The sequence below is a fragment of the Candidatus Saccharibacteria bacterium oral taxon 488 genome (assembly GCA_005697215.1).
GTDB lineage: Bacteria > Patescibacteriota > Saccharimonadia > Saccharimonadales > Saccharimonadaceae > Nanosynbacter.
In genome coordinates this window covers 636,711-658,537 of sequence record CP040003.1, presented here as the reverse complement: position 1 = coordinate 658,537, position 21,827 = coordinate 636,711, and the positions used below count along the sequence as shown (strand labels likewise).

Here is a 21,827-nt window from a genome sequence, read left to right as displayed (position 1 = left end):
TACTGAGCATTAAGAATTTGAAGACTTCTTATACCTTTCCAAAAACCCCTCAAAATCAAACCCTTCACTTTTGCTGGCAGCATGCGCAAATCGCTGCATAAACTTCAAGAATCCGACCGCGTATTCACGATTAGCGTTGTCTGGGTCGTGAAGCTCCAGATAGTGGATCGTTTTCTGAATCGTTTCTTCGTCTTCGTACAGATGAAGATTTTTGATCGTGTCCTCGTCGTTCATAATTATTTCACCTCCATAAATTTATTTAAGCCGATAAAACCTATCAACATCTCCGCCTCCAGCGCGGATGTCGTCCTTCTCATTATCTCACAACTGTCACGATATGAGAGAATATTTAGGCTACCTTCGTAAATAATTTCTCTGTCGATGATGGCTAATTTGCGGTGATGCTTGACTGTAAAAAGCACTTCGACGCCTGCTGATTGTAGTAAACTCAGAGACTTTTGGGCTTGTAGTTTGTATATTTCGTCGTGTTCTTCAAGTGGTTTGGTGTTAAGTAATATTGCCACGCCACGCTTTTTGAGCCGGTGGAGTATTGGAGTGAATTTTTCAACTCGGGCGACTCTAAGGAACGGGCTTTCGATGATAATGCTTTTGCGGGCTTTTCGTAAGTCGCGCATAAACTGGTTGTCAAAAGTATTTTGGTCGTAGAGTTTTGAATCTGGTTTTCGCAAATTAAACATCGTGCTCCTCCAAATCCGGCAAATACACCTCGCCATTTTTGATAACCATACCAATCCCCTTGAAGCGATCTCGTAGCACAAACAAATCGCGAAGAAGGAGTTCCACATTTATATTGGTTGGCTCACCATTTTTATGAGATGCTTATCTCGTTCGTATTTGCAGTAGCTCGCTCAGCTTTGATAGCGAGCTATTTTTGTTGACGTCAAAACGTAAAAATACTCTGGTATAATAGACAGTAGGATACTTCAAAAAGAAAGGAGAAAATCCTCGAATGACAAAGACGACGACCACAAAGGATAAGCCCAAGAAACAAGCTACGTCTTCGCCAGAGCGTAACATTCGATGTGAGGCAGTCATTATTATTGAGGCGGCAATACTTGTTTGTTCAGCAGGGGTATTCATAGGTCAGCTGCCGCTATTCTTTAGGAACCTTCAGGATATGCCACTAATACTGGCTATTATCGGTATGGCTATCACGTCGCTCCTCGTCCAGGGCCTCATTGTCTTGAAGCAGTCCCGTCGAACTGACCAGTACCGGCAACGAATCACTGCGCTTGCCATGACTGTGGTGTATCCGGTGGTGCAATTTATTGTGTTGGCGCAATTTTATGTCTTTCAGGTTGGTCCATTTAGTTCAGCGCTTCGAGAGGCTACCCGTGCGATATTTAGTGCTACACTAGCCTTTAATAACTCGCTCCCGGCTATATTGTTTATGGTGGCGTGTACGACTATTGGCTCACTGTGGCTATGGAAGATTATCGCGATGCCTAAGGGGGCGTCATATTGGCAGCCACGTCCAGCCGATCAACTATCTGAGGCGGAGAAAACCAAGCAGGAGCGGGGACTACGTTGTCGCAAGATTGGCGTGACCTTGATGGTGCGAGTGCCGTTCGCACTCATATGTGCGTTCATACTTGTCGCGACACTGTTGTATATTACTCCTGCTACCATTCTCTTTGTGATGATGATGGCGATGTCTGCGGTGGTGCCACATGCAGTTATATTGAGTTTTGTTGTTGGGCTGGTGTATATGCTAAAGGGCGAGGTGTATTACAAGATAAAGCATTGACAAATTATGAGAGGATCGCGTATAATAGAAACAAGCTTGCGCTCATACAGGGTATACGCCGTGTAGGCGCGCGGGCCTACCAGAACGGTCGCACGGATGCGGAAAACTAATCGTTTAGCAATATTAACTAATTATTAGGTCGACAATGCATCCTGTTCTTGTGCGAGAAGAAAGACTTAGTACGGTAGTCAGTGTTGATGGAGACATTGACACGGGAGAAGCGTTATTCGTAATCAAGTATCTGCCCGTCGGGGCAAAAAACTCAAGTTAAGCGCAGTATCGGCGTACGGTGGGATTTTTCTGTTAGTTATTTCATTTTTGGCATTGAGCTACCAAACGGGCGGGGTTGCCAGCCGGCAGGGCTCGGTGTCCGCCTCCCAGCCGGTCGCACCGTCTGCTGGTCCAGCTCATGAGACGAATAAGGCCAATAAGGTTTCGGTAGACCAGCTAGCGGCTGCTAATGCGGTAACTGATCTAGCTGAGACAGTTAATCTGCCGACTGCGGGTGACTTGCGCGAAGCGACGGCAACACTGTCGATCAAAAAAGAACTGGCTCAGGGCGATACTGAAGTTATCTCCAAGCCACAAATCGTCCAGCCAGAAAAGTCGGCCCAGCGCGGTATCAAGACTTATGTCACTAAACAGGGTGATACGATCAATTCTATTGCCAAGAAGTTTAACGTGACAGCACAGACGGTACGCTGGGCGAACAATACGACATCTGATGCGGTTGAAGCCGGTAAAACATTGACTGTCCCGATGGTTGATGGTGTGGTTTATACGGTCAAAGACGGCGATACTATTGAAAAGTTGGCAGAAAAGTATAAAGCGAATCCTGAACGGGTGGCACTATATAACGACCTAGCAAATGGGGCGGCGCTAACCAAAGACACACGGATCGTCTTGCCGGGTGGCGTACTGCCAGAAAATGAGCAGCCAGGCTACGTGGCGTCGCGCTCGGGTCGTCGAGGCCATACCGGGCGGACAACGGGCGGTGCGATCGGCGGCATTAGTTATGGCTACGCTCGGGCATCAGTCGGCAACCGATACGCTCTCGGTAACTGTACGTGGTATGTATATGAGCGACGGGCAGCACTTGGTCGACCAATCGGTAGCTTCTGGGGCAATGCGATATCGTGGGCGGCAAGTGCTCGGGCAGCAGGTTTTGTTGTTAATCATACACCAGCGCCAGGGGCAATCTTCCAGACGACATGGGGCGGTGGCGGTCTTGGCCACGTCGGTATGGTCGAGCGGGTTGAAGGTGGCACGATCTACGTTAGCGACATGAATTATGCTGGGTATAACGTCGTGACGCATCGAACAATCCCGATGTCTGAAGTTGGTCGGTATAACTTTATCCACTAGGATGTTCTAAGGCAACAAAGTGCCTCCGCTATCTCTCGGGGGCGCTTTTTGGTATACTGAAATTATGTTTGCAGATACAGCGAAAGTATTAGTGCGAGCTGGCAAGGGCGGCAACGGCGCAGTCAGTTTTCGGCATGAGAAATATGTTGACAAGGGTGGCCCTGATGGCGGCGATGGCGGACGCGGCGGTGACGTTGTGTTTTTGGCGACCAAAGACCTGAATACGCTACTTAACTTTCGCTATAAACCAGAGTTAAAAGCGGAACATGGCGGTGACGGTAGTAAGCGCAATAAACGCGGCAAGAGCGGCTCGCCGCTGGTTGTCAAAGTGCCAATGGGTACGTTGGTCAAGCGTGACGGCAAGGTGGTGGTAGACTTGACAGTAGACCAGCAACAAGCAGTGGTCGCTCGTGGCGGCGATGGCGGCTTTGGTAACGCGCATTTTACGTCCAGTACGCGCCAAGCACCAAAGATCGCTGAGCTCGGTGAGGCGGGTGAAGAATTTGAGGCAGAGTTGGAGCTAAAATTACTGGCCGACGTTGGTTTGGTTGGGTTTCCTAATGCTGGTAAATCGACATTCTTAAGCGTGGTTTCTAACGCCCGACCGGAAATTGCTAATTATGAGTTTACGACATTGACGCCAAATCTGGGCGTAGCGGATATTGATGATAGTTCGGTGTTGATTGCCGATATTCCAGGGCTGATTGAAGGCGCCTCGGAAGGTAAAGGCTTGGGCGATCAGTTCCTGCGCCACGTTGAGCGGACAGCCGTGTTGCTGCACATGATTGACGCGTATAGTGACGACCCAGCAGAAAAATACCAGACCATTCGCCGTGAGCTGGAAAAATATTCTGAGGAACTAGCGGCACGTCCAGAGATCATCGCCCTGACGAAGTGCGAAGGATTAGACGATGAAATTATTGCCATGCAGTCGACGGCGCTACAAAATGTAGCCAATGGTTCGCCAGTGGTGGCGATTTCCTCGCAGACACATGCTGGCGTGACGGAACTACTACGCTTGCTGCGCCGGGAAGTTACTGAATATCGGGCACGTGAGGCGGAGATGGTTGAGGAAGAGGGCGATGATCTGCCGGTAATCGCGCTGGATGCACAAGCAGCGTCTGACGCCTGGACGGTAGAGCGGGTGGTTGGCGCGGAGCCTGACAATGTAGACGATGAAGATGCGGTCAGTTTCATTATCCACGGGGCTAAGATTGAAAAGTTTGCTCGCCGTACTAACTTTGATCAATTTGAATCGGTCAATCGCCTGCGGGACATTATGCGAAAAATGGGCATCACTCACGAACTCATTCGCCAGGGTGCAGTCGGCGAGACCGTAGTGCAGATCGGCGAATCGACACCGTTTACGCTGGTTGAGCAGTAGATTTGGGTGTCATCTCGTGGCTTTGCTATACTATAGTTATGGCACAAACATTTTTCTTCTATGACCTGGAAACCAGCGGACTAAATCCGCGGCAAGACCGCATTATGCAGTTTGCTGGGCAGCGAACAGACATGAATCTCGAACCGATTGGTGAACCGTATAATCTGCTGGTGACATTAAATGATGATACCTTGCCGAGTCCTGACGCGCTGATGGTAACTGGCATCACGCCGCAAAAAACGGTCGAGGAAGGCTACACTGAGGCACAGTTTGCACGGATGCTGAGTGAGGAGATTTTTACGCCGGATACCATCGCAGTTGGATTTAATAATATTCGGTTTGATGACGAGTTTATTCGCCATTTGTTGTGGCGTAATTTTCATGATCCGTACGAATGGAGCTGGAAAGACGGCCGCTCGCGTTGGGATTTGCTAGACGTGGTGCGATTGACGCGGGCGCTCAGGCCGGAGGGGATTAACTGGCCAGTTGACGATAAGGGTGAGCCAAGCAATCGCCTGGAACTAATAACTAGCGCCAATGGTATTGCCCACGAAAATGCTCATGACGCCTTAGCGGACGTGACGGCGCTGATTGCAGTGACAAAATTGATCAAGCAAAAGCAGCCGCAACTGTATGATTATTTGCTGAAAATACGCGACAAAAAAGTAGTCCAGCAGCTGGTCAACGTGGACGACAAAAAACCGTTTATCTATGCCAGTGGGCGTTACGATAAGGAATTTGCCAAAACCACGGTGGCCTTTCCGCTGACGACTAGTCGAAACGGCGGCGTGGTTGCCTATGATCTGCGCTATGATCCGACGCCGTTTGTTGGGCTGGATACGAACGAGCTAACGGCGAAGATTTTTGCTTCGTGGGAGGAGCGTCAAGCTGAGGATTTCGTTAAATTACCGGTAAAAGAATTACAATATAATCGCTGTCCGGCGGTGGCGCCGCTGGGTGTACTGGAGCAGGGCGACGGCTGGCAGAAGATTTCGCTTGATCTAAAGACAGTACAGAAACATCAAAATATTTTACTGAATCACCCAGACTTTGCCGAAAAATTACGGACTATTTTTGAAAATAAGCCAGCTTTCAAAAAACTGCCTGATCCAGAAGCACAATTATACGACGGCTTTTTGAACGACCGTGACCGCCTGCGAGTTGAGGCGGTGCGCAATGCTGATGAGCGTGAGCTGGCTGATTTTCATCCAGAGTTCCAGGACGAACGTTTAGCGCCGCTATTGCTGCACTACAAAGCACGCAACTTTCCGCGTTCGCTCAGTGAAGATGACCTGGCTCAGTGGGAAGTCTGGCGGGCGCAGCACTTGCAGACGCAACTACCACAATTCATGGCGTCTCTGCAGCGTCTGGTGCCGACAGCGACTGATGAACAACAGTTTATATTACAGGAATTGCAGCTGTGGGTAGAGGCAATAGTGCCGACTGAGGACTAGGATGAGAACTTAGCTAAACTTGAATAAGTCAGGCGTAGCGTACTAATTCGTCGCCACGGCCAATCGTGCGGTTGATTGGTCATCTGCTTTTGTAGTGGCATCAGCCTGTGTTAAATAGCGCTGTGTTATTGCTAGCCACGTGGCAACCATTGCTAAACTCACCTGTTGTGTGGCAGCGTGATGAGTTCGCGCTGCCAGGCGGAACTGTCGATTAATACGGCGCTGATCAAATCGTCCTAGCATCTCAATGCTGTTCCAGAACGTGACGCTGATCGACTTGGCCCAAATAATGCATGCTGGTACAATGATCATCCAAAAACCCATCATCATAGCTGCTGGCAGAATGATACCGGTGAACGGAAGTCTGCCGATAACCATGAATGAAAACCACTCTTCACGAGTCATGTAAAACAAGGTTGCGACGGCAACGGCGATTCCACAGATGATCACAAACCTCTTCATGTATTTTACTATAACAGCCGATTATTATATTTGCAATCATAAGCATAATATGTTTTTATAAATACATTTATGGTGTGGTATCAGGGGAAATTATCTCGTCCGCTGCAACTGGAAAAATAAACGTCTATTCGGTATAATAGACCAGATATGCCAGAGGTAATTCGCGTCAAGGGCGCCCGTGAACACAATCTGAAAAATATTGACGTGGAAATTCCGCGCGATAAATTAGTGGTGATCACTGGCCTGAGTGGCAGCGGTAAGTCGTCGCTGGCGTTTGATACGATTTACGCCGAGGGACAGCGCCGCTATGTCGAAAGCCTGTCGAGCTACGCGCGGCAATTTTTAGGCATTATGGATAAGCCGGATGTTGATAGCATCGAGGGCCTGAGCCCGGCAATTTCAATTGATCAAAAGTCAACCAGCCGTAATCCGCGTTCAACCGTGGCGACGGTGACCGAGATTTATGATTATCTGCGCCTCTTGTTTGCGCGGATTGGCACGCCGCATTGTCCGGCTCTCAAGCCAGACGGCACGCGCTGCCATAAGCCAGTGTCGCGCCGTACAGCCGAGGCGATTATCCAGGAGATTGCTAAGCAATATGATGGCAAGCGATTGCTGCTACTCGCACCAATTGTCAAGAATAAGAAGGGCGAGTTTGCGCACATTCCAGAGCAGTATCGGCGGCTAGGCTACGCCCGGGTGCGCGTGGATGGCGTGGTGTATGCACTGGATGAGTTTCCGCAGTTACAGAAAAGTTATAAGCACAGTATTGAGTTAGTGGTTGATCGCCTGGCAATGAACAATGACCTGACTAGCCGGTTGAGCCAGAGCGTCGAGCAGGCGCTGGAGCTTGGTCAGGGTGTGGTTGAGGTGCTGGATGCTGATACTGATGAATTAAAGACATTCTCGCAGCGTTATGCCTGTGTTGACCATCCGGATGAGGAGATTCCAGAGCTTGAGCCGCGTCTATTTAGTTTTAATGCACCGCAAGGGGCCTGTCCGAGTTGTACTGGACTTGGCAGCCGATTGGAAGTCGATCCTAGTTTAGTACTGAATGAGAATCTGACGATTGCCGAGGGGGCAATTCGGCCATACAACCGGATTAATGTTGATAACTTTTACATGCGCAAGATTTCGGCGGTAGCCGAGGCGCATGGTTTTAGTATTCGGACGCCGGTTGGGCAGTTGTCTGATGAGGCGCGCCAGAAAGTACTCTACGGCACGGGCGATCAGAAGTATCCAGTGCAGCTTGGCAATGGGCGGCATTATGATACAACCTATGAAGGGGTGATTCCGAATTTGGAGCGGCGCTGGAAAGAAACCGATAGCGAATTTATGCGCAAGGACATTGAGCGGTTTATGCGCCAGCGGGATTGTTATGTTTGCGGCGGTGCGCGGCTAAAACCGGTTGTTTTGGCGGTAACCGTGCAGGGTCTGAATATCATGGATATTTGCGACCTTGGCGTTGATGATGCGCTCGACTTGTTCACTCACAAGTTAACATTGAACGAGCAGCAGGCAATGATCGCGCGGCTTATTTTGAAAGAGATTACCGCCCGCCTCGGCTTTATGAGTAATGTCGGGCTGAATTATTTGGAGTTAGGGCGCGCCGCCAATACACTGAGCGGTGGCGAGGCGCAGCGAATTCGGCTGGCGACACAGATTGGCAGCGGTTTGCAGGGTGTGCTGTATGTGCTGGATGAGCCGTCGATTGGCTTGCATCAGCGCGATAATGATCGGCTGATTGCTACGCTGAAGCACCTACGTAATCTCGGCAATACGGTGCTGGTAGTCGAACACGACGAGGATACCATTCGGCAGAGTGACTTTTTGATCGATATGGGCCCAGGCGCTGGTGTGCATGGCGGCGCGGTGGTGGCGCTGGGTTCTCCTGAAGAGGTAGCCAAATGTGCAGATAGCGTGACTGGCCGGTATCTGTCGGGTGCAGAAAAAATTGCCGTACCAAAACATCGCCGCCAGGTTGATGCGAGCCGTCAACTAATCGTCCGCGGGGCTCGCGAGAACAATTTGAAGCAGATCGACGTGGCGTTTCCCTTGGGTCTAATGACGGTGGTGTCGGGCGTATCAGGTAGCGGTAAGTCGACGCTAGTCAATGATATCGTCGCCAAAGAATTAGCGGCACGGCTTAATCGAGCCAGTGACGTACCAGGGGCACATGATAAAATTGAGGGTATTAAGCAGCTAGATAAAGCTATCGTCATCGATCAGTCGCCAATTGGCCGCACGCCGCGTTCTAATCCAGCGACCTACACTGGCATTTTTACGCCAATTCGCGAACTGTTTGCTAGTACTTCTGAGGCTAATGTCCGCGGCTATAAGGCGGGCCGGTTCAGCTTTAATGTCAAGGGCGGCCGCTGCGAGAATTGCCAAGGCGACGGTATGATCAAGATCGAGATGCACTTTTTGCCGGATGTCTACGTCCAGTGTGACGAGTGTCATGGTCGGCGCTACAATCGTGAGGCGCTGGAAATTAAGTATAAAAATAAGACGATTGCTGATGTACTCGATATGACAGTCGAGCAGGCGGCGGAGTTCTTTGATAGCGTGCCAAATATCGCTCGGAAACTACAAACGCTGGTGGAAGTTGGCCTTGGCTATATCAAGCTCGGCCAGCCAGCAACCACCTTTTCGGGCGGCGAGGCGCAGCGGATTAAACTAGCGACGGAACTGTCCAAGCGCTCGACGGGCAAGACGATGTACATTCTGGACGAGCCGACAACTGGGCTGCATTCTGCTGACGTCAAGCGGCTGCTGGGAATTTTGCAGCAGCTGGTTGATGGCGGTAATAGCATGATTATTATTGAGCACAATTTGGATGTCATCAAATCGGCTGACTGGATTATCGATATGGGGCCTGAGGGTGGCCTCGGCGGCGGTACGGTGGTGGTAAGCGGCACGCCAGAAGAAGTCGCCAACGTGCCAGAATCGTTTACCGGTACGTATCTGAAAAGTTTGCTGTAGTTTGACGTACAGTTACTAACGAGCAGTCTTCATACATGAAGGCTTATTGCTTTTTGCGGCGAGTCTTGCCGAGCAGGACTAATACTTGTTGGCGCAGTGCCGCGCGAGTGTGCTCCTGCTTGAGGGCGTGAATGATCATTGGCAGTACTGACAAAAAGATGATGACCAGTGCGGCGACTTCTATATTAACACCAGCGTCGGTGAGCGCCTTGCCAGCAAAGAATCCGAGGTAGGTGAAAAGCGTGGCCCAAATAACGCCACCGAGAATATTAAAAATAATAAAAGTTCGATAGTGCATCTTGCTAGCGCCGGCCACGATTGGCGCAAACGTACGTACAATCGGTACAAACCGTGCCAGCACCACAGTAAGTGAGCCATGCTTTTCGTAAAACTTTTCGGCTTGCACGAGATATTTCTTCTTAAAGAAGCGAGAGTTTTTGCGTTCAAATAATTTACGGCCAACTTTATGTCCAAATGCGTAGCCGACGCTATCGCCAAGGATAGCCATCAGCGAGAGTAACAGCGCAAAGAGGTGGATGTCAATTGGTAAAATATGCTGCTGCACCATATAGCCAGCCGTGAATAGCAGACTATCGCCCGGAAAGACGAAACCAAAGAGTAGGCCCGATTCGGCAAAGACAACCAGCAAAATCGCGACAACACCAAAATGAACAATAAAATCAATAAACGCGTGCATCATATCATTATGCATTATAGCATACTACCTAGAGACTGTGCTGGTTAGGCGTCAATAAAGCCACCAGACTGATGCTGCCATAGCTTTGCATAATGACCACCGCGCTTGATAAGCTGGTCATGCGATCCATCCTCGACTATCTTGCCATTATGCATCACGATAATCCGATCAAGCTTGGCAATCGTTGAAAGTCGATGAGCAATGACGATAGAGGTCCGGTTTTTCATCAGCGTCTTGAGTGATTTTTGGATTAACGCTTCTGATTCAGAATCAAGCGCTGAGGTTGCCTCGTCCAGCACCAAGATAGGCGCGTCTTTTAATATTGCTCGGGCGATAGCAATGCGCTGGCGCTGTCCACCCGACAACTTTACGCCGCGCTCACCGACCAGTGTGTCAAAGCCGTCCTGCAGCTGAGTAATAAAATCATAGGCCCCCGCCTTTTTGGCTGCTTGTTCAATCTCGGCATCAGTAGCGTCGGCCTTGCCATAGGCAATGTTCTCACGCACCGAACGGTGAAACAGCAGCGGCTCCTGCGGCACGTAAGCGATCTGCGAACGGAGGCTGGCCTGTGTGACCTCGGCAATGTCCTGCTCATCAATCATGATTGCGCCCGAGTCGATGTCGGCAAATCTCAGCAGCAATTTCGTCAGAGTCGTCTTGCCCGAACCACTAGAACCAACCAGCCCGACCTTTTCGCCTGGCGTAATATGCAATGAAAAGTCGCGAAACAGCATCGCCCCCTTGCCTTCGTCATGCGTAAAGGTTACGGCATCAAAATCAATAACACCGCGATTAACATGAAGCTTTTTGTCACTTCTATCAACAAGTGATGTTGGTGTGTGTAATATCTCGATCATCTCATGAGCGTCACCGATGATCCGGTTATAATTGCGCATGATGCTATTCATATTCCACAGCTCACGGGCAACACTACCAGTGTAGGTAATGATTAAGTACACCGCTGCGACCGAAACGACATTATACTGTGCTGCATAAATAGCGAACACGATGGCACCGATTCGGATGCTGGTGTTTATCGTTGAGTAAACACTGCTGACAGTGAGGAACCCTCGCATGGTGGCCAGGCTAGCCTTGCGCCATGCACGATTCGTTTTATCAAATCGCTGCTGCTCAATTTTTTCAGCGCCGGATGATTTGACAGCAAGTACATTCGACACCATGTCAGCGAGGTTACCGCTTACCTTATTGCTGGCCTCTGCTTCACGCTGGCTTAATTTTGCCATTGGGCGCGAGCCAAAGAAGACGGCTACACCAAAAACAATCGAGAACATGAATAGAAAGAGCGCGTATTGCCAGAGTAACATCGACAGAATGACAATTGATCCGGTGAGTGAGATGACTAGCGGCAGTACTGCCCATACTAGCTCATCCCAAAATCGTTCAACACAGCCACTGAGCTTGCTGTTTTGGCTAACGAGCGAGCCGCCAAATTTATTGGAGTGGAAAAACATGGTCTCGCCAGACAGCTTGGCGAATACCTTGTTTGCGATGTCGCGCTGCATAATGGTTTCTAGCGTCCACATCAAATACAGTACTATTCGCCATCCAATAATCTCTGACCACAGTTGGCTGAGGCCATAGAGAATGACAAGAGTCCACACAGAGCCGGTCTGTAGCTGACCATGTTGAATCATATCCAGGAGCTGTGCGATAATCAGCGGCCCGACGATTGTGCCTACTGCCAAGGTTAAGGTAGCTGTAATGAGCGCTAGATTGCGTCGCCATTTGTATGGACGTGACGCTCGCCATAGTAGTTGTAATGTTGTTTTTGCGTGTTGTTGTCGCAAGGTAAAACTCCTTAGATTTATATTTTGATATAAAGATAGGTCATCCACGATCCGTTATGGTTGGCTCGTTGGCTCGGGCGACCAAGACTCACGATAATAATACAAATTTCATTGTATAACAGAGGTGTGTCGACTGTCAACTGATGGAAGAACCGTCAATATTGCGATGGTCTTACTATTTATTACCCGATAAATATGGTATAATAAAGACATGAAACGCGAAATTATAAATTTTTTACTGAAGATGGCCATGAAATACTAACGCGAGAAGCGATACCCGTCGAACATGAGGACATAGGGAGCGGTCATGTACAGCAGACCATAACAGATATGCTCGATACGCTGCGCTCACAGGGTCCCGAGGGTGTAGGTATCGCTGCCAATCAAATTGGGAGCAATCTCGCAATCTTTGTTATTGATGTGCGGCCGCCTGAGGATGCTAAAGCCAAGCCATTTCGGCTCGTGGCAATTAACCCCGAGATTGTTGAATATAGTGGTGAACCTGTGAAGAGCTCGAATCCAGAGGGCTGCCTGAGTGGAGTGACGGGTGATTCCGAAACGACACCAATGGGCTTTACCACGCGTTACCCTAAGGTGACGTTGCGCTGGACAGATGAGCAGGGCGAGACGCATGAACAGGCCTTTAATGGTATGCATGCTTGGGTTATCCAGCACGAGACAGATCATCTGAACGGTATCTTTTTTACAGACAGGATAGAAAAAAGTGAGCCGCGGACAGAGGAGGCCGACCTGGCCGAGCTGGCGATCCGCAGCGCCTCGGCTGACAGTGCTCAGGAATAGTGTAACTACCGAGATGAATCGAGCAGTCTGATGTTATCCTGCTGCATGTTACGTTGTTCCGAGTGTGTATGATGCATTATGCACCTTGGGGTTTCGTAGCTAATAAATAGATTTACGTCCATAACTTGCATGGGGGTGTATAATAAAGTCTATGAACAAATCAATGACGATAGTAAGACGGGAAGTTTGCCGACTGCTTGGCGGCGATACGTCAGGCCATAGCGACGATCACGTTGAGCGTGTAGCACGGCTAGCGGAGCGATTCGCGAATGAGCATAAAGAAGCGGCTTCGATGGACGAAGTGCTGTTGACGGCATGGCTGCACGACGTTGATGATTATAAATTAGTTGGCAAAAAGCAGGCGGATAAACTCAATAATGCCACGTCAATTATGGCGAAAGCTGGTGTTGCGGCTGATTTGCAGGATGCGGTGCGTCATAATATTGCTCGGATCGGCTATAGTCGTTATCTACATGGTGTGCGGCCAGAGCGTCTAGCTGGTCGGTTGGTGTCTGACGCTGATATGTGTGATGCAATTGGGGCATGCGGTATCGAGCGGGCACTTATTTATGCGGTGAATCACGGTAGTTGTCGGATATTTGATCCAACTGTTTGGCCTGATGTGAACATTGATGCGCATCGATATAACGCTAATGGTGGCACGCATGATGGCGATAGCTTCATTAATTATTTCTTTGAAAAGTTATTGAAGCTACCAAAGATTATGATGACCGACCCGGGCCGAGACGAAGCATTAATTCGTCAGCAAACTATGGTTACTTTTCTTCGTGCCTATTTTCGAGAAAAGAATGCACCGGAGTGGGGCGATTTCCTGGAAGAATATCTTACTTCGATGGATGAGTAGAGGTATATTGCTCTTCCCAGGTCGTTATAGCCTGCCAAATTGTTTCGTTGATTACGCTACACAGCTCAGCTATCGTGGTGATATCTGATGAAAAATCACTGTCTGCTTGTTCGGCTGACGCTGCGTGTAATTCGTCAGCCAGTTTGTCGAACAGCAACATACGTTGTTGAATGTAGGTGACGAGCGGCTTGATAGCAAGGGCGATATGCTGCCGCCGTGAACTGTCTATCCGGTAGGAGATCATATCAAGTGTTTCTAGATAGCGTAGTCCACCGGTGATAGCTGCTTTGCTAAAGCCAGTTTGCTCATGCAGGCTTGTGTGGCTATGGTGGTACGGTGGGGTGATAAGGAGGCAATGGATAATTGTCGCTGAGGCTGGTGGGATGCCGAGCGAGATCAAGGTAGCTATGATATTTTTTGAGTTTATATCCATGTGAACAATATATCACATAATATTGACGAAGGGTAGTCTGAAGCGTGAACAGTATAGAATGATTGTGATATACTAATGTGATGACTAGGCCGTTGCTATATGATGAAATCGATCAAGATAGTATGAATGCTTCGTTTCACGCTCGTGGTTGGCCGCCAGTCTATACCGCTTCACCCTGCTCACGTATCGTGCTGGTTGGTCAGGCGCCGGGACGAATAGCGCAGGAAACACGCACGCCATGGAATGATGCCAGTGGTCGCACGTTGCGTCAGTGGCTGGGGGTTACCGATGAACAATTTTATGATCCTGATTTGTTTGCTCTAATGCCAATGGATTTTTATTATCCAGGTAAGGCTGCGCATGGTGATTTACCGCCGCGATCGGAGTTTGCCAAAAAGTGGCATCCACGGCTGCTAGCACAGATGCCGGATGTGAGGCTGACGATTTTAGTTGGTGCTCATGCTCAGCAATACTATCTTAATAAGCAGGCGAAGCGCAACCTGACCGAAACAGTCGCGCATTATGTGGAGTATCTGCCTCATTATTTTCCACTTGTCCATCCATCACCGCTTAACTTACGCTGGCGGGCGCACAATCCGTGGTTCGAAATGAACGTCATTCCGATTCTGTCTGAGATGGTCAAAGAATTAGCACAGTAGTCAAGATCATGGTAGGGTATTCATACTAACATAGCTTCGCGGTCAATCTTTTTGTAGCACGAGGCCACTTCGTGTCGGTGTGTATACACGTATAATATGCTCGTTGCCATGTGGCGTCGTAAAGTAGCGGCCATTAGGATCAACCCGGCCCTGTCCACCAAACTGTTGGTCGTCGCTGCTGAGTGCTACCCGGTATGACCCAGCCGCCGCTGGTACGCCGTAATCCGTCCACGACTGGTTGGGTGAAAAATTCATGATAAACAGCAGATCGCCGCGTATGAAACTAACCACATGGTCGTGTTGGCGAATGTTCAGATAGTGAATGCCCAGGTCGTCAACCGCTTGGACGATTTTCATCAGCGCCGCGTCAAATTCGCCCAACCATTGGTATTTCAAAAATCCATTGTCGCGTAAACTCCACTGGCGCCGCGCGTGCTTGAATGACCAATTATTACCTTGGCGCGGAAAGTCGATCCACTCGGGATGTCCAAATTCATTGCCCATAAAATTAAGGTAGCCGCCGCCGTGCAGTCCGGCTGTCAGCAGTCGAATCAGTTTATGTAGGGCTATGCCACGTTCCACGGTCAGGTCCGGATCGTCTTTGTTCATATGCCAATACATGTCTTTGTCGATCAGCCGAAAAATCAGTGTCTTGTCGCCGACCAAGGCTTGGTCATGGCTCTCGGCGTAGCTGATGACTTTTTCCTCTGGGCGGTGCGAGCTCAGCGTATGCGCCAGCTCGCCCAAATCCCAATCTTCATCACGCCTCTCCTTCAATGTCTTGATCCAGAGGTCGGGCGCACCCATCGCCAATCGATAATCAAAGCCTAGGCCGCCGTGTTCTGTCGGTGCCGCCAAGCCCGGTAGTCCGCTCATTTCCTCAGCAATGGTCGTGGCATCGGGGCGAACGGCGTGAATGATGTCATTGGCCAGTCTGAGATAGACCAAGGCGTCCTTATCGACATCATCAGTAAAATAATCATCATAGCTGGTGAAACTTTTGCCTAGACCGTGGTCGTGATATAGCATGCTGGTCACGCCATCAAACCGAAAACCGTCAACGTGGTATTCATCCAACCACCAGCGGCAATTGCTGGCCAAAAAGTGCAGTACTTCCGGCTTACCATAATCAAACAGCCGCGAATCCCACGCTGGATGGTCGAGAGCTTTGAAATACTGCGTCAGGCTGCCCACGAAATTGCCGAGGCCCTCGACTTCATTTTTAGCGGCATGAGCATGGACGATATCAATGATGACGCGCAGCCCCAGTCCGTGTGCTATGTCAACTAATCGCTTGAAATCATCCGGTGTGCCAAACCGTGATGACACCGCGAAAAAGTTGCTGACGTGATAGCCGAAACTGCCATAGTACGGGTGCTCGGCGATGGCCATCAGTTGGATGGTGTTGTAGCCGGCTTGTTTGATGCGCGGTAGGACGCCCGCGGTAAATTCATTGAAAGTGGCGACCTTTTCCTCCTCGCTGCTCATACCGACATGCGCCTCATAAATTAACGGCACGTTTGGCGCAGATGGAATGTTGTGCTGCCACTGATATGGCTCATCGGGCTGCCATACCACGGCCGAAAAATCCACCGAATCATCATCTTGAATAACGTAGGTGGCATATGATGGCAAGCGCCAACCAGCTCCGCCCGGCCAATAGACGCGCAGCTTATATTTCTGCCCGTGGTGCAGTGCGTCTCTCGGCAAATCAACACTCCATTCGCCATGCGCACCGGGTTGCAGGGTAAATTCTTCACGCTCCTGCCAGTCAGAAAAATCGCCGACCATTACTATGTGTGTAGCGTTTGGCGCCCATTCTCTAAAAATCCAACCGTCTTGAGTGCGGTGCAGTCCAAAATGATGAAACCCCAGCGCAAAATCTGCCGGCGATTTTCCATCCAAAACCTTTTCGAGTGTCGACGAAACATAGGCCTCGCGCGCCTTGATGACGGGTTCATGCGGCGCCAGCCACGGATCAAGCTCAACCAGGGTTTTCTTGCTCATGGTTATAGTGTAGCGGAAAAAACTGATATAATCTATCAAATGAAGCCATTTTCTTTTGAAATAACGTCTAGGCTCGACGACACTTTGGCGCGCACTGGCGTTATTCATACACCGCACGGCGATATTAAAACACCGGCGTTTATCGTGGTCGGCACTAAGGCTAATGTCAAGGCGATGCTGCCCGAGATGGTGGCGGATGTCGGCGCGCAGGCGGTGCTGGCGAACGCCTATCATCTGTATTTGCAGCCGGGTCATGAACTGATTGAAAAGGCTGGTTATTTGGGCAAGTTTATGAATTGGTCGGGGCCGACATTCACTGATAGCGGTGGCTTTCAGGTGCTGAGTCTGGGTTCGGGTTTTAAGAAAGTTTTGGCGATGAGTACGGATGTTGACGAGGAGATCGCCATCGCCAAAAAATCGTCGCGCCACGCTTGGGTTGATGAAAATGGCGTGATGTTCAAATCACACCTCGACGGCTCGTACCATAAGTTTACGCCGGAATTATCCATGCAAATTCAGGCGGGCATTGGCGCCGACATTACTTTTGCTTTTGACGAGCTGACCTCGCTGATTGATCCGTATGAATATCAAGTGGAAGCCTTGGCGCGAACGCACGCGTGGGCGGAGCGGAGTTTGGCGGAAGTGAAACGTCTGCGCAAGGCTCGTCCCGACAAGCCGTATCAGGCATTATTTGGCGTGCTGCAAGGCGCAAATTATGAAGATTTGCGCAAGCAAACGGCTGCGTTTTTAGGCGCGATAGATTTTGACGGCTATGGTATCGGTGGCGCGCTGGAAAAGGAAACCATGGCCCAGACGATTCAGTGGGTCAATCAGATCTTGCCCGAGAACAAGCCGCGGCATTTGCTCGGTATCTCCGAGCCGGACGATATCTTTGCGGCGATTGAGCAGGGAATCGACACCTTTGACTGCGTCAGTCCGACGCGCGTGGCCAGAAACGGCGCGGCCTATACGCCGTTTGGCCGGGTCAATGTTCGCGGGAGAAAATACCGCGAAATGTTTGAACCAATTATGGAAGATTGTGACTGTTATACGTGCCGTCACTATACCGCAGCTTACCTCTGTCATTTGCTGCGCGCCCGCGAGTCTTTGGCTGGCACGCTATTATCAATTCATAACGAACGATTTATCGTCAAATTGGTTGATGACATTCGCGCTAGCCTGGAGGACGGGACATTTTATGAGTTTCGCGAGGCGTTTTTAGCGACGTACTATCGCCACTAGCGCGAGAGCATTATTCGACCGTCACGCTCTTGGCCAGATTGCGTGGCTGATCGACATCATGACCGCGCCTGACAGCCACGTGATAGGCTAGGAGCTGCGACACGACATTGAATAAGAGCGGCGTGAGGTGCGTCAATTTGGTTGAGACGCGGATAACGGTTTCGCCTGGCACCTTTTTCGTCGTATCGGTGATAACAATGGCATGAGCGCCACGAGTGTTCATCTCGATCAAGTTGCTCTGCGACTTCTCGTACAGCCAGTTGTCTTGGAGGTAGCAGACTTCAAAGAAACGATCATCGATCAGGGCAATCGGGCCATGCTTCAGCTCGCCAGCGGCATACGCTTCAGCATGAATGTAACTCACCTCCTTGAGTTTTAGCGCACCCTCCATAGCGATCGGATACAGCGTATCACGACCGATATAGAGTGCGTGATTGTAATCAGCATACGCCCTAGCGATGGAAGGTATCTCGGCACCTTGTTTATCGAGGACTTTTTGGATCTCGCTTGGTAGTATCGCTAATTCTTGCACAAATTCATCAATAAATTGTGGGTTGGTGCCCTTGGCATTGGCGAGCATGATACCAAAGATCGTCAGAGCGGCGACTTGTGAGGTAAAGGCCTTGGTGCTGGCGACACTAATCTCGGCGCCAACGTGTAAGTACACGCCGCCATCAACCGCTCGGGCGATTGTGCTGCCGACGGCATTGACGACGCCGAGGCATTTAACACCACGTCGCTTCAATTCATTCAGGCAGGCGAGGGTGTCAGCTGTTTCACCGCTCTGGCTAACAATCATAGCGACCGAGTGCTCAGGTACATTGAATGCGCGGTAGCGTAGCTCACTGGCAATCTCGACGCTGATAGTCACGTCATCGGTCAGTTGCTCGATAAAGTAGCTGGCTTGCACACCAGCAAAGTAGGCAGTGCCGCAGCCAACGATGATGACATGTTTGACTTGGCGTAGTTCATCATCGCTCATATTGAGACCGCCGAGGCGCGCATATTTTTGGTCGGGTAGTACGCGGCCAGCCAGAGTGGAGGTGAGACTGGTTGGCTGTTCGTAAATTTCTTTGGCGAGGAAATGGTCAAAGCCTTGCTTCTGAATCGCCTGCATATCCATGTCGAGCATTTCGATTTTAACATCAAGCTTCTGTGACTCGATTGTCTGTAGCTCTAACCCATCGCGAGTGCAGCGGCCAATTTCACCATCGTGTAGATACACCACTTGATTGGTGTAGCCAACCAGCGCCGAAGCATCACTAGCGATATATGTTTCGCCATCTCCGACGCCAATGATCAGCGGGCTGCCTTGGCGAGCCACGATAATTTCTTCGGGGTTCGTAGTGTCAAACACTGCGATACCGTACGCTCCAACCACCATTTTCAACGCGCCAGTGACTGCTGTCAGCAAATCCGGCGAGTCACGCCGTAGATAGTCAATCAGGGCCGCCAACACCTCGCTATCGGTATCGCTCTTAAACTCGTACTCATGGCCAGAAAGCATCGTTTTAAGGTCTTGGTAGTTCTCAATGATACCGTTATGTACCAGATAAATCTCGCCAACATGGTGTGGGTGAGCATTGCGTTTACTTGGTTCACCATGCGTTGCCCAGCGGGTGTGTCCGATGCCGACCGTATCGCTCGTCTTATGTTGTCCGACGAGCTCTTCCAGCGCTGCCACCTTGCCTTTGGTGCGCAGCAGGGTTGGTGTGGCAGAACCCGACAGGGTGACAATTCCGGCGCTGTCATAGCCGCGGTACTCGAGCCGCTTTAGTTCGGCGACAAGGATGTTCTGCGCCTCGCGCTCACCGATATAGCCAACAATTCCACACATAGATTATTTCTCCTTTAGCATTAACTGATGCACATTCTTCAGTATACGACATCACAGAGAAAATAATAAACAAAAAGTAATAATTACAACAATCTACCCCTGTAAGAAACTGTTGTATATAATACAATCATCGATATTACCACTCAAAATGGACGCAGCATTTGGCGAGTATACTCGTCGCAACGTAGTGTCCACCAGTAGCGACCAACAAAGTTGGGAGCGGCAGTGACAGAAGTGTATGAAAGGGAGCGACACCGAGTTGGTGGCAGCACCCGAGTACGACACTAATGAGTGCGACGTAAACGATAACAAATTTTGTGCCACTAACGCTGAGCCTATCAAGGGTACGCTTGACGTAGAAAAATGTGACACCGTAGCAGATCGCGATGAAGATAAATAGAAAGAATAATAGAAAGACGGCAGACTGTCCGCTGGCCTTGATAAATAAGGTGGTGAGCTTGATGAACATCCAGGTTGCTGCGAGCGCTATGGTTAGAAGGAAGGCGATACTTAAGGAGGGTAGCTTCGGTAGACTGGTTTGATGACGACGATCATACTCGGCATTTAGCTCCTGACGCTCGTCATACGATAATCGTTTTGGGTACACACCAGCGCGAGCTGCTTCGGGTGTTACTTTCTTAGAAAAGATACTCATGCCCTATAGTATAAACCCTATTTACAACAGTTTGCAAACCAGTTATAATCAAGAACATACGCCGTGAGGTCTGTTTAATGGACTGTACCCGCGTGAAAATATAATTAAGTAAAGGAGAACTTCTACAAATGGCAGATGCATTTGACCGAAGCAAGCCGCACGTGAACGTCGGTACTATGGGCCACGTTGACCACGGCAAGACGACACTGACCGCCGCAATTACGGCAGTGCTCGCAAAGCGCCTCCCAAGCGCAGTTAACAAACCAATTGCGTACGACCAGATCGACAACGCACCAGAAGAGCGCCAGCGCGGTATTACTATCGCCAGCTCGCACCAAGAATACGAGTCACCGAACCGTCACTACGCACACGTTGACATGCCAGGCCACGCTGACTACGTCAAGAACATGATCACTGGTGCTGCCCAGGTTGACGGCGCGATCCTAGTGATTGCGGCGACCGACGGTCCAATGCCGCAAACCCGCGAGCACGTGCTGCTGGCAAAGCAGGTTGGCGTGCCAAAGATCGTTGTCTTCCTCAACAAGATGGACATGGCTGACGCAGATATGGTCGAGCTAATCGAGGAAGAAGTTCGTGAACTTCTCGAGAAGAATGGCTTTGACAAAGACGCTCCAATTATCAAGGGTTCGGCTCTTAAGGCGCTGGAAGGCGACGAGAAGTACGAAGACGCCATCATGGAACTGGTTGACGCGATGGATAGCTACATCCCAGAGCCACCACGCGACATGGATAAGCCGTTCATTATGCCAATTGAGGACGTCTTCTCAATCAAGGGTCGCGGTACTGTGGCAACCGGTCGTATTGAGCAGGGTGTTGTTAAGCTGAACGACGAGGTTGAAATCGTTGGTATCCGCCCAACTCAGAAATCAGTAGTCACTGGTATTGAGGCATTTAAGAAGTCTCTGGATCAGGGTCAAGCAGGCGACAACGCTGGTGTCTTGCTACGCGGTATTGAGCGGACTGACATTGAGCGTGGCCAGGTCTTGGCAAAGCCAGGCACCATTACGCCGCACACCGAGTTTGAGGCTGAGGTTTACATCTTGAAGAAGGAAGAAGGCGGTCGCCACACTCCATTCTCCAAGGGTTACAAGCCACAGTTCTACTTCCGCACCACTGACGTGACTGGTGAAGTTGAATTGCCAGCTGACAAAGAAATGGTCATGCCAGGCGACACCGTAACCTTCAAGGTTAAATTGCTCGCCCCAATCGCTATGGAGCAAGGTTTGAACTTTGCTATCCGCGAAGGCGGCCGTACCGTTGGTGCTGGTGTGGTAACAAAGATTAACAAATAATCTTCATAACCTAAGCATAAAAATCCCCCGGGAAACTGGGGGATTTTTGATGGGCTACATTGGCGACGGACTATCATAAGCATCTTGACAAATTA

General features: G+C 50.0%; 19 protein-coding genes. 10 read left to right on the top strand and 9 right to left on the bottom strand.

Annotated elements, in window-relative coordinates; translation table 11 throughout:
• Positions 1 to 9: 9 nt before the first annotated feature.
• Together FBF24_03460 and FBF24_03455 are read right to left on the bottom strand one after the other, a co-directional pair.
• The gene (locus FBF24_03460) at positions 10 to 234 is read right to left on the bottom strand and encodes a hypothetical protein (protein ID QCT40928.1); all 225 of its coding nucleotides are present in this window, start codon (positions 232 to 234) and stop codon (positions 10 to 12) included.
• Between the two features lie 2 nt (positions 235 to 236).
• On the bottom strand, positions 237 to 806 hold the full coding sequence (locus FBF24_03455; protein ID QCT40927.1) for a hypothetical protein: 570 nt from the start codon (positions 804 to 806) through the stop codon (positions 237 to 239).
• 164 nt (positions 807 to 970) lie between these two features.
• Between FBF24_03455 and FBF24_03450 the strand changes: the two genes are divergently transcribed.
• The 4 genes from FBF24_03450 (at position 971) to sbcB (ending at position 5,971) form a co-directional block, all read left to right on the top strand.
• Entirely contained in the window at positions 971 to 1,768 is a 798-nt protein-coding gene (locus FBF24_03450; protein ID QCT40926.1) for a hypothetical protein, read from the top strand.
• A gap of 324 nt (positions 1,769 to 2,092) precedes the next feature.
• A complete protein-coding gene (locus FBF24_03445) occupies positions 2,093 to 3,133 on the top strand; it encodes a LysM peptidoglycan-binding domain-containing protein (GenBank protein QCT40925.1) in 1,041 nt (346 codons plus the stop codon).
• Between the two features lie 64 nt (positions 3,134 to 3,197).
• Entirely contained in the window at positions 3,198 to 4,517 is a 1,320-nt protein-coding gene (gene obgE, locus FBF24_03440) for a GTPase ObgE (protein ID QCT40924.1), read from the top strand.
• A 38-nt stretch (positions 4,518 to 4,555) separates the two neighbouring features.
• Entirely contained in the window at positions 4,556 to 5,971 is a 1,416-nt protein-coding gene (sbcB, locus tag FBF24_03435) for an exodeoxyribonuclease I (GenBank protein QCT40923.1), read from the top strand.
• Between the two features lie 42 nt (positions 5,972 to 6,013).
• On the opposite strand, the gene FBF24_03430 is transcribed toward sbcB, so the two are convergent.
• The gene (locus tag FBF24_03430) at positions 6,014 to 6,433 is read right to left on the bottom strand and encodes a hypothetical protein (GenBank protein ID QCT40922.1); all 420 of its coding nucleotides are present in this window, start codon (positions 6,431 to 6,433) and stop codon (positions 6,014 to 6,016) included.
• 147 nt (positions 6,434 to 6,580) lie between these two features.
• Here FBF24_03430 and uvrA point away from each other — a divergent pair, with 147 nt between their 5' ends.
• Positions 6,581 to 9,415 (top strand): excinuclease ABC subunit UvrA, encoded by a 2,835-nt coding sequence (gene uvrA, locus FBF24_03425; GenBank protein ID QCT40921.1) that lies wholly within the window; start codon positions 6,581 to 6,583, stop codon positions 9,413 to 9,415.
• A 43-nt stretch (positions 9,416 to 9,458) separates the two neighbouring features.
• On the opposite strand, the gene FBF24_03420 is transcribed toward uvrA, so the two are convergent.
• Both FBF24_03420 and FBF24_03415 read right to left on the bottom strand, forming a co-directional pair.
• Positions 9,459 to 10,112, bottom strand: coding sequence for a DedA family protein (locus FBF24_03420; protein QCT41176.1), 654 nt, complete (start codon positions 10,110 to 10,112; stop codon positions 9,459 to 9,461).
• 44 nt (positions 10,113 to 10,156) lie between these two features.
• Positions 10,157 to 11,920, bottom strand: a complete 1,764-nt coding sequence (locus tag FBF24_03415; GenBank protein QCT40920.1) for an ABC transporter ATP-binding protein — start codon at positions 11,918 to 11,920, stop codon at positions 10,157 to 10,159.
• Between the two features lie 255 nt (positions 11,921 to 12,175).
• Here FBF24_03415 and def point away from each other — a divergent pair, with 255 nt between their 5' ends.
• A complete protein-coding gene (gene def / locus FBF24_03410; GenBank protein ID QCT40919.1) occupies positions 12,176 to 12,721 on the top strand; it encodes a peptide deformylase in 546 nt (181 codons plus the stop codon).
• Between the two features lie 151 nt (positions 12,722 to 12,872).
• Entirely contained in the window at positions 12,873 to 13,586 is a 714-nt protein-coding gene (locus FBF24_03405; protein QCT40918.1) for a phosphohydrolase, read from the top strand.
• Here the strand turns inward: FBF24_03405 and FBF24_03400 are convergent.
• The gene (locus FBF24_03400; protein QCT40917.1) at positions 13,567 to 14,019 is read right to left on the bottom strand and encodes a hypothetical protein; all 453 of its coding nucleotides are present in this window, start codon (positions 14,017 to 14,019) and stop codon (positions 13,567 to 13,569) included. The two genes, FBF24_03405 and FBF24_03400, sit on opposite strands and share 20 nt — an antisense overlap.
• 80 nt (positions 14,020 to 14,099) lie before the next feature.
• On the opposite strand from FBF24_03400, the gene FBF24_03395 reads away from it, so the two are divergent.
• Complete coding sequence (locus tag FBF24_03395; GenBank protein ID QCT40916.1) at positions 14,100 to 14,678, top strand: uracil-DNA glycosylase family protein; 579 nt, start codon at positions 14,100 to 14,102, stop codon at positions 14,676 to 14,678.
• Positions 14,679 to 14,720: 42 nt separating this feature from the next.
• On the opposite strand, the gene FBF24_03390 is transcribed toward FBF24_03395, so the two are convergent.
• On the bottom strand, positions 14,721 to 16,685 hold the full coding sequence (locus tag FBF24_03390) for a 1,4-alpha-glucan-branching enzyme (protein QCT40915.1): 1,965 nt from the start codon (positions 16,683 to 16,685) through the stop codon (positions 14,721 to 14,723).
• A gap of 39 nt (positions 16,686 to 16,724) precedes the next feature.
• Here FBF24_03390 and tgt point away from each other — a divergent pair, with 39 nt between their 5' ends.
• The gene (gene tgt, locus FBF24_03385) at positions 16,725 to 17,927 is read left to right on the top strand and encodes a tRNA guanosine(34) transglycosylase Tgt (GenBank protein QCT40914.1); all 1,203 of its coding nucleotides are present in this window, start codon (positions 16,725 to 16,727) and stop codon (positions 17,925 to 17,927) included.
• Between the two features lie 10 nt (positions 17,928 to 17,937).
• Here tgt and glmS read toward each other — a convergent pair whose 3' ends face one another.
• Both glmS and FBF24_03375 read right to left on the bottom strand, forming a co-directional pair.
• On the bottom strand, positions 17,938 to 19,764 hold the full coding sequence (gene glmS / locus FBF24_03380) for a glutamine--fructose-6-phosphate transaminase (isomerizing) (protein ID QCT40913.1): 1,827 nt from the start codon (positions 19,762 to 19,764) through the stop codon (positions 17,938 to 17,940).
• A 136-nt stretch (positions 19,765 to 19,900) separates the two neighbouring features.
• Positions 19,901 to 20,419 (bottom strand): hypothetical protein, encoded by a 519-nt coding sequence (locus FBF24_03375; GenBank protein ID QCT40912.1) that lies wholly within the window; start codon positions 20,417 to 20,419, stop codon positions 19,901 to 19,903.
• Positions 20,420 to 20,547: 128 nt separating this feature from the next.
• Between FBF24_03375 and tuf the strand changes: the two genes are divergently transcribed.
• On the top strand, positions 20,548 to 21,732 hold the full coding sequence (tuf, locus tag FBF24_03370) for an elongation factor Tu (protein ID QCT40911.1): 1,185 nt from the start codon (positions 20,548 to 20,550) through the stop codon (positions 21,730 to 21,732).
• Positions 21,733 to 21,827 lie beyond the last annotated feature (95 nt).